This window comes from Emticicia sp. C21 (assembly GCF_003418935.1).
Lineage (GTDB): Bacteria > Bacteroidota > Bacteroidia > Cytophagales > Spirosomataceae > Emticicia.
In genome coordinates this window covers 963152-973928 of the sequence record NZ_QVMT01000001.1, presented here as the reverse complement: position 1 = coordinate 973928, position 10777 = coordinate 963152, and the positions used below count along the sequence as shown (strand labels likewise).

Sequence of the window (10777 nt, the reverse complement as noted above, 5' to 3'; positions counted from 1 at the left end):
TATAATCAGAACAAGAAAGGGTTTATAAAATTTAAGCCACTTTCGCTATTTATCTCCGTTTATTCATATTTTACCTTGTAAACGAAGTTTTCTTCTATCTCAAAGTTCAAAATGAGTAAGAGAATGTTCAAAATGCGCTAACCCTCACCAGGGGTTGCGACGTAGTTTTGTCTCAATAAATCATCTATTGAACTTTCTACCATGAACAACGAATTACTTATTACCATTGACAAACACCTGACCATCCGGTCGAGCCAGATATTAATGCTCAAAGCAGATATTAATTATACGCACATCGTAATGGAAGATGGCAGTTCTGTACTTTCTTCCCGAACACTCGGAATCTTCGAACGACGTTTATTCAATCAATCTTTTTTCAGACCTAATCGCTCCGTTATTATCAATCTCAATTACATCGTTGATTTTCAGCAAGAGGCTTCTACTATCAGAATGGAAAACGACGAATCTATTACTATTTCAAGAAGAAGAGTAAAGGGCTTTTTGAAAAAATCCAGAAATATCAGCTATACAAATAAAGACCTTTCGTGGTAGAAAGATTTGGAGGGATTTCCTGATGAAGTTTCTCTGATAGATTTCTCTCCTCTTTTATCCTGTTACGGTCTTCAAAAAATATACAAATTAAGTCATACTACCATGAAAAAACTTTTATGTATTATTCTGATAAGCATAATCACTTATGCTATTGCGCAGGAGCCTGAAAAAATAGTCCAGAATTTAACTTCCAACAATCACTTATGGGTAGCTTCTCACACTCAAGCCCATATGATATGTGGCACCTGGATAATGCCTGAAACGAAAAATACCATGTGGACAGTAACTATTGGCAATGATATATATACAGAGCAATCGCTGCCAAATACAACAAGGACTTATCGGTTAGATGGAACTACCTGCGATAATCTTGCAATAGCTGAGATTCCTAAAAGGCCATATACGCCTGAGCAAATGTAGCTATCTAAAAATATACTCATTCTTACATGACTTTAAACAATTTCTACCAATGAAAGTTGCAAGTTTTACCATCAAAAAAGTATTAAAAAATCTTTATCTATTACTTATTCTGTTCTGCTTAAAATTAAGCTCTATACAGGCCCAATGTACGGAGGCAGAACTTGCTACATCTTATGAATCTAATAACGGAGGTAAAGGTGTTATGTTTAATATTGTTACAGGAGCCAATCCTGTAACAATCACAAGTTTTGATGTAAATCTCATACTAGGAAGCGTCGGACAGTATGAGATTTATTACAAATCCGGCACTTTTATAGGCTCAGAAAATAACGCTGCCGCGTGGACGTACGCAGGCATAACTTCTATGACTCTGTCTACAGGTCTTGATTACCCTTCACCAATACCTCTGGCACTCAATATTACTATACCTGCCAATTCTACTTATGGCTTTTACATTACAACTACTGATAATAGTAGCACAGCTGGGGTTCGCTATACTAACAACTCTTCTCCTACTACAATTATCGCCAGCGATGCCAATATTTCGATTATTGGTGGAAAAGGAAAGGCCTATCCATTTTTTACGACATTTGAAAACAGGTCTGTTAATTGTACACCCCATTATATTATTGGTAGCCGACCTGATGCCCCCACAAGTGTTTCGGTTAGTCAAACTTCTGTTTGCAGCGGATCTGATGTATCATTATCTGCTACTTGTGCATCAGGTACAGTAAAGTGGTATAATCAGGCATCTGGCGGAACAAGCATTGGCACAGGAAGTGGGCTTGTTCAAAATCCAACCAGTAACACAACCTATTATGCTGTTTGTGAAAGCGGCAGTTGTGAGAGTATCAGAGTAGGCACCAGTCAGGTAACTGTATCAGCCACAACTTTCACGGTTTCAAACCTGAATAATTCGGGCACAGGTAGTTTAAGACAAGCTATTATTAATGCCAATGCGAGCACTTGTGGCAGTATTATCAATGCCACAGGCATTACAGGTACTATTAATTTGTCAAGCGCATTACCTGTTATTAATGCCAATACGACTATCAACGGGCCAACTACAGGAAATCTGATAATTACCAGAAATAGCTCCAGTAATTTCAGAATTCTGTCTATAAGTTCGGGTAGAACGGTAACTATTAATGACCTGATACTTACTAATGGAAATGATAATCAGGGAGCAGGTATTAATAATGCAGGGAATCTGACCTTAAACAGGTTAATTATTGCTGGAAATACTTCCACTGCCAATCAGGGTGGGGGGATTCAGAATGATGCTACGCTGGTGATGAATAATTGTTTGCTAGCGAATAATGGTAATTACAGTTATGAAAGCTATGGCACCACCAATGTTTTTAACAATTGTACGATTTCTGGTTATGTACAACTTAGTGGTGCTAACGCAACTTTAACACTAAAAAATTCTTATTTACAAAGTATGCCTGATGACCGTAAACTGAATCCGGCATCAGCTAATTATTTATTTGAAAACTCATTCTCACCACTACCACCACCTGCCGGAAGTTTTATCAATGAAAAGGCACAGTTTATTAACCCTGACGATGCGGATGGTGCGGATAATATTTACAGGACAGCTGACGATGGATATAATCTTTTAAGCTGTTCTCCGATGATTAATGCCGGAAATAATAGTGGAGTAACCGGAACTGATATAGCTGGTAATACCCGCATATTTAATACAACTGTTGATATAGGTGCCTATGAATTTCAGAATACAACTTTTATACCTCTGGTCAAAGCAGCAAGTCCCTATATTAACTCAGAGACAGAAATATGTTATTTTAGTTCATCAGACTTAACGGCTAGTTGCCAGACCGGACAAGTGCAGTGGTATAATGGAAATACTCTTTTAAGTACAGGTACCTCTTTTAATGTACAATCTCAACTTCCGGTACAGAGGTCTTATTTTATTGATATTTATTGTTCCTCATCAGATCCCTCATGTCAGAGTATTAAACAGAATATTCCTGTTTTTTTGCCAAATCCTCCCTCTAATGTAAGAGCAGACAAACTTGTGTATTGTGCAGGAGAGAATATCGTATTGCAGGCAAGCTGTGATAATAATAATACCGTTAGATGGTATAATCAGGCAAGCGGTGGGAGCATAATAGGTACAGGAGGGAGTTTAACCATAACGGGAGCTTCAGCCTCTGCTACTTATTATGCGGGCTGCCTTGTCGTTAATTGTGAATCAGTCCGTAAACCTGTTCTTGTAAAAGTAGGTACACCTACCCGCAAATATGTAAAGTATAACGCCGCTGGTACTAATGATGGGTCAAGTTGGGCAAATGCTTATACCACACTTCAGCCTGCGCTGGATGCTTCCTGCGATGGAGCAGAAATATGGGTGGCTAAAGGTACTTATTACCCGACAACTATCCCTTTCGATAGCATAGGTAATAGACACAGGACATTTTTTTATACAACAAATTTGCAGATATATGGCGGATTTGCCGGTATTAACGAAACTTCACTTGCCGAAAGGGATATAGAGGCGAATCCTACAATTCTGAGTGGAGACTTTAATAATGATGATGTTATCTCAGGCGAGGGAAACACACTCAGCATTACAAATAATGATGAAAATGCTTATCACGTGTTGCTAATTCTGGCAAATCCTTTGGCCGGAATAATAGATGGGTTTACGATAAAAGGAGGTAATGCGGATAACACAAGAGGGACTGCACTAAGAGAGGGTGGAGGACTTTGGTTCATTAATTATACCGATTCTCCTGCAGGAGAATATGGGATAAAACTCAATAATATCATTTTTACCGCAAACAACAGTAGCTACGAGGGCGGAGGAATGTTTAGTGTAGGAAGAGCACAAATCACTCATTCAAAATTTATTAAAAATAGTGCATTTGCGGGTGGTGGGTTAGACAATAGGGAGGTAGTGGATATATCTGATGTAGTTTTCGAAGGTAACCACGCCTCGTCTAAAGGAGGAGGATTAAGTGTAAACTCCGCCCAGGTTAGTCTCAATAGAGCGTATTTTAAAAATAACTATGCGCAACATTTAGGCGGGGCTTATTCACACGAAGGAGGCATTGGAAGTGTCAATAATGTAGTGTTCACTGGCAACTCTGCAAGTTATGGAGGTGCTATTTTCAATAGTGTTAGTTATTTAACTATTACGAATAGTACTATTGCACACAATACAGCTACGAATGGCGGAGGATTGGTTTATAGTAATTCATCTACAGACAGCCTCAGAAATACAATTGTATGGGGTAATACGGCTTCTACTTCGACTAATAATGTGGGTTACTTCGAACATCCTTTTGTTACTTTGGATAATGGAACGCCAACACTTACCCCAATCAATTCATTGATTCAGGGATTTGGAAGCGCCAATGGTAATATAGATGCCAATCCTCAGTTCAGGAATGAAAATGATGCCGACGGTACAGATAATACTTTATTTACGATCGATGATGGATTTAATCTGACTAAGTGTTCACCAGCCATCAATGCCGGAACTAATACAGGTGTTCAACCAACAGATATTCTCAACAATCCTCGCCCTTATACCGGAGGAAATGTCGACATTGGTGCCTTTGAATATTCAGTGATGCCACTTGCTACCAATGTATCAGCCAGCCAGACAGCTGTTTGTGTGCCTACTACTATTGCTTTAACGGCTTCTTGTGCAGTGGGTACTGTAACCTGGTATAATCAGGCAATCAGAGGTAATGCTATTGGTACAGGTTCACCATTAAACCAGAATGTTTCTGCTACAACTACATTCTACGCTTCATGTAAAGATGCCTGTGATGAAAGCAGCAGAACAGCCACCCAACAAGTTGTTTTCGGAGGTATTGCTGCCCCAACAATCACTGCCCCAAATCCAAAAGTAGTTTGTGCACCAAGTACATTGACATTAACAGCTAGCGGTTGTGCAGGAACAGTGACTTGGTCAACAGGTGCATCGGGTACGAGTTTGACGCTTTCTAGCGTAGGCACTTATTCTATCTCTGCAACTTGTACGGTTGAAAGTTGTACTTCTCAAGCAAGCGCAGTTGTCACAGGTTTACAAATCGTCAATCAACCATCAGCACCAACGATCACAGCACCGAATCCAAAAGTGGTGTGTTCGCCAAGCACTTTAACCTTAACAGCAAGCGGATGCGCAGGAACAGTAAACTGGTCAACAGGAGCATCAGGCACAAGTTTGACTCTTTCGAGTGTCGGTACTTATTCGATAACTGCTACTTGTACAGTAGGCAGTTGTACATCTCCTGCAAGTACTGCAGTGACAGGTTTACAAATAGTCACTCAACCATCAGCACCAACGATTACCGCCCCGAATCCAAAAGTAGTGTGTGCACCAAGTACTTTGACACTAACAGCAAGCGGTTGTGCAGGAACAGTGAACTGGTCAACAGGAGCATCAGGCACAAGTTTGACTCTTTCGAGTGTCGGTACTTATTCGATAACTGCTACTTGTACAGTAGGCATTTGTACATCTCCTGCAAGTACTGCAGTGACAGGTTTGCAAATCGTTGCTCAACCATCAGCACCAACCATCACAGCCCCGAATCCAAAAGTGGTGTGTTCGCCAGGTACTTTAACACTAACAGCAAGCGGTTGTGCGGGAACAGTGAACTGGTCGAATGGTTCATCAGGTACAAGTCTGACACTTTCGAGTGTAGGCACTTATTCAATCTCAGCGACTTGTACAGTTGGAAGTTGTACTTCCCCTGCTAGCAGTGCTGTCACAGGTTTGCAAATCGTTGCTCAACCGAACGCACCAACGATTACCGCACCGAATCCAAAAGTGGTTTGTGCGCCAAGCACTTTAACCTTAACAGCAAGCGGATGCGCAGGAACAGTGAACTGGTCTAATGGTTTATCAGGAACAACTCTGACTCTTTCGAGTGTAGGCACTTATTCAATCTCAGCCACTTGTACAGTAGGCAGTTGCACTTCCCAAGCAAGCGCAGCCGTAACAGGCTTACAGATTGTAGCTCAGCCATCTGCCCCAATCATTACAGCCCCTAATCCAAAAGTAGTTTGTGCACCAAGTACTTTAACACTAACAGCAAGCGGTTGTGCAGGAACAGTGAACTGGTCGAATGGTTCAACAGGGACAAGTCTGACACTTTCGAGTGTGGGCACTTATTCAATCTCAGCCACTTGTACAGTAGGCAGTTGTACATCTCCTGCAAGCGCAACAGTGACAGGCTTACAGATTGTATCTCAGCCATCTGCCCCAACCATTACCGCACCGAGTCCAAAAGTAGTGTGTGCGCCAAGTACTTTAACACTAACAGCAAGCGGCTGTGCAGGAACGGTGAACTGGTCTAATGGTTCATCAGGTACAAGTCTGACACTTTCGAGTGTAGGTACTTATTCTATTACGGCAATCTGTACAGTAGGCAGTTGTACATCTCCTGCAAGTACTGCAGTAACAGGTTTACAGATTGTAGCACCGCCGACGGTTTCCATTACAGGAAATATTAATTTATCATGTAATGTGGCTTCGGTAACCAGAACTGCCAATGGAAGTGGGACGACACCTACTTATCAATGGTCAAATGGATTGAGTACTGATGCCACAGCTACTATTAGTACTCCAGGAACCTATACAGTTACGGTAACTGGTGATAATGGATGTACAGCAACGGCTACAACTTCAGTAACTATTGAAAGTTCAGTGCCGTCTGCCCCAACGATCACAGCACCCAATCCAAAAGTAGTATGTGCACCAGGTACTTTAACACTAACAGCAAGCGGATGCGCAGGAACGGTGAACTGGTCTAATGGTGCATCGGGTACGAGTTTGACGCTTTCAGGTGTAGGCACTTATTCAATAACTGCAACTTGTACAGTTGGCAGTTGTACTTCCCCAGTAAGCGCAGCAGTGACAGGTTTACAGATTGTTACACAACCATCTGCCCCAACGATTACCGCACCGAATCCAAAAGTGGTTTGTGCACCAAGCACTTTAACACTAACAGCGAGTGGCTGTGCAGGAACAGTGAACTGGTCAACAGGTGCATCGGGAACAACTCTGACACTTTCAAGTGTTGGTACTTACTCAATATCGGCTACATGCACAGTTGGATCTTGCACAAGTGTCGCAAGTCAAGTGGTAACAGGCTTACAGATAGTCAATCAACCATCTGCCCCAACCATTACCGCACCGAATCCAAAAGTGGTTTGTGCGCCAAGTACTTTAACACTAACAGCAAGCGGTTGCGCTGGAACAGTGAACTGGTCGAATGGTTCATCGGGTACAAGCTTGACACTTTCGAGTGTAGGTACTTATTCGATAACTGCTACTTGTACAGTTGGAAGTTGTACTTCCCCTACTAGCAGTGCTGTCACAGGTTTACAAATAGTCAATCAACCGAGTGCGCCAACGATCACAGCACCTAACCCAAAAGTGGTTTGTGCACCAAGCACGTTAACCTTAACAGCAAGCGGCTGTGCAGGAACGGTGAACTGGTCGAATGGTTCATCGGGTACAAGCTTGACACTTTCGAGTGTAGGTACTTATTCGATAACTGCTACTTGTACAGTAGGCAGTTGTACATCTCCTGCAAGTACTGCAGTAACAGGTTTACAGATTGTTACACAACCATCTGCCCCAATCATTACAGCCCCGAATCCAAAAGTGGTTTGTGCACCAGGTACTTTAACTTTGACAGCAAGTGGTTGTGCGGGAACAGTGAACTGGTCGAATGGTGCATCGGGGACAAGTCTGACACTTTCGAGTGTAGGCACTTATTCAATCTCAGCCACTTGTACTGTTGGCAGTTGTACATCTCCTGCAAGTACTGCAGTAACAGGTTTACAAATAGTCAATCAACCGAGTGCCCCAACGATTACCGCACCTAATCCAAAAGTGGTTTGTGCGCCAAGTACTTTAACACTAACAGCAAGCGGCTGTGCAGGAACAGTGAACTGGTCTAATGGTTCAACAGGGACAAGTCTGACACTTTCGAGTGTCGGTACTTATTCTATATCTGCTACTTGTACAGTAGGCAGTTGTACATCTCCTGCAAGTACTGCAGTAACAGGTTTACAGATTGTTACACAACCATCTGCCCCAATCATTACAGCCCCGAATCCAAAAGTGGTTTGTGCACCAGGTACTTTAACTTTGACAGCAAGTGGTTGTGCGGGAACAGTGAACTGGTCGAATGGTTCATCAGGAACTAGCCTTACTCTTTCGAGCGTTGGTACTTATAGTATCTCGGCTACTTGTGTGGCAGGAAGTTGCACATCCCCTGCGAGCGCAGCAGTAACAGGCTTACAGATTGTATCCCAACCAAGCGCACCAACGATCACAGCACCGAATCCAAAAGTAGTGTGTGCGCCAAGTACTTTAACACTAACAGCTAGCGGTTGTGCGGGAACAGTGACTTGGTCAACAGGAGCATCAGGGACAAGTCTGACACTTTCGAGTGTAGGCACTTATTCAATCTCAGCCACTTGTACAGTTGGTTCTTGTACGAGTGTTACTAGTGCTGCTGTCACAGGTTTACAGATTGTTACACAACCAAGTGCTCCAACCATCACAGCACCAAATCCAAAAGTAGTGTGTGCGCCAAGCATTCTAACTTTGACAGCCAGTGGTTGTGCAGGAACAGTGAACTGGTCGAATGGTTCATCGGGTACAAGTCTGACACTTTCGAGTGTAGGCACTTATTCAATCTCAGCCAGTTGTACAGTAGGCAGTTGTACATCTCCTGCAAGTACTGCAGTAACAGGTTTACAAATAGTCAATCAACCGAGTGCCCCAACGATTACCGCACCGAATCCAAAAGTAGTGTGTGCACCAAGTACATTGACTTTAACTGCCAGTGGCTGTGCAGGAACAGTGAACTGGTCTAATGGTTCAACAGGGACAAGTCTGACACTTTCGAGTGTCGGTACTTATTCTATATCTGCTACTTGTACAGTAGGCAGTTGCACATCCCCTGCAAGTTCCGCAGAGACAGGTTTACAAATAGTCAATCAACCATCAGCACCAACGATTACCGCACCGAATCCAAAAGTGGTTTGTGCACCAAGCACTTTAACACTAACAGCGAGTGGCTGTGCAGGAACAGTGAACTGGTCAACAGGTGCATCGGGAACAACTCTGACACTTTCAAGTGTTGGTACTTACTCAATATCGGCTACATGCACAGTTGGATCTTGCACAAGTGTCGCAAGTCAAGTGGTAACAGGCTTACAGATAGTCAATCAACCATCTGCCCCAACCATTACCGCACCGAATCCAAAAGTGGTTTGTGCACCAGGTACTTTAACACTAACAGCAAGCGGTTGCGCTGGAACAGTGAACTGGTCGAATGGTTCATCGGGTACAAGTCTGACACTTTCGAGCGTTGGTACTTACTCAATATCGGCTACTTGTACAGTTGGAAGTTGTACTTCCCCTACTAGCAGTGCTGTCACAGGTTTACAAATAGTCAATCAACCGAGCGCACCAACGATCACAGCACCGAATCCAAAAGTAGTTTGTGCACCAGGTACTTTAACACTAACAGCAAGCGGTTGCGCTGGAACAGTGAACTGGTCGAATGGTGCATCGGGTACGAGTTTGACGCTTTCAAGTGTAGGAACTTATAGTATTTCGGCTACATGTACAGTTGGCAGTTGCACTTCTCCTTCAAGCGCAGCAGTGACAGGTTTGCAGATTGCAGCTCCACCTATAGCTCAAGCAACTAATACCGGACCTTATAATATAGGACAAACGATTCAATTAAATGCTTCTGGTGGTAATTCTTATAGCTGGTCAGGCCCTGCTGCTTTCAGCAGCATAAGTCAGAATCCTACTATTGAGAATGGTTTGGCAAGTAATGGAGGGATTTACACAGTTACAGTAACTAATGGTGCTTGTTCAGCTACTGCTACTACTAATGTGATTATCAATGGCATTGATCCTTGTACACAGATTATTGATTTACAATATGTAAAATCAGGTAACCCGTATGAATTGATGTTTTCTTTAAAAGATGGTATGGTGATTCAGCAAATTCCAGAACAGGTATCAATCATCGCCAAGCCTATTTGTCCGACTATTCCAATAGGAAGTGTTGATTTGACTGTCACAGGCCCTGAAATCAACTGGACAATTTTGCAGAATGTAGAGCCTTATGCGGTTTTTGATAACTTAGGAGTAAATGTGTATGGTCGTAATTTAATACCGGGTACTTATACCATGACCGTAACAGGCTATGCAGAAGATAACAGAGTAGGGGGAACAGTCTATGGTCCGGTGGTAACTACCTTTACAGTAATAGGCACAATGGCAGTGATTAATGCTCCAACTATACCAAATAATCGTTTGTGTGCAGGTAGTACGGTTGATGTTACTTTTGCTACCACAGGGTCATTCAGCCAGAATAATACTTTTAATATTCAGTTATCTGATTCAACCGGAGGGTTTACAAACCCAACGCTGATAGGAACAAGTGCAACAGCAGGAACAATTACTTGCCAATTACCACAGAATTTAACAGCAACCGGAAAATACCTGATAAGGGTAGCATCATCCAATCAGGTGGTCGCCAGTAATCCAACCATGCAATACTTGTTAGTTACCCCTGCAGTGAAGACCCTGACAGCTAATATTAGTACAGGTATAATCACCGAGCAGGCATCTCTACAAATTAGTGCAGCTAATAAGATTACGTCTCCGGCCAATGTTACCTACAACGCAGGCAAAGCTATCATCTTAAACCCTGGATTTGAATCTAGAGAGGGTAGTGTCTTTAAAGCACAAATCCAAAGTTGTAATTAAATAAATAGAAGAGGTTGG

At 42.6% G+C, this 10777-nt stretch carries 3 protein-coding genes; all 3 read left to right on the top strand.

Annotated features, from left to right (window positions below):
• Nucleotides 1-201 precede the first annotated feature (201 nt).
• The gene (locus tag D0T08_RS04030) at nt 202-552 is read left to right on the top strand and encodes a LytTR family DNA-binding domain-containing protein (RefSeq protein ID WP_116981287.1); all 351 of its coding nucleotides are present in this window, start codon (nt 202-204) and stop codon (nt 550-552) included.
• Nucleotides 553-654: 102 nt separating this feature from the next.
• On the top strand, nt 655-972 hold the full coding sequence (locus tag D0T08_RS04025; RefSeq protein WP_116981286.1) for a hypothetical protein: 318 nt from the start codon (nt 655-657) through the stop codon (nt 970-972).
• Nucleotides 973-1021: 49 nt separating this feature from the next.
• Nucleotides 1022-10759, top strand: a complete 9738-nt coding sequence (locus D0T08_RS04020; protein WP_116981285.1) for a choice-of-anchor Q domain-containing protein — start codon at nt 1022-1024, stop codon at nt 10757-10759.
• Nucleotides 10760-10777: the final 18 nt, after the last annotated feature.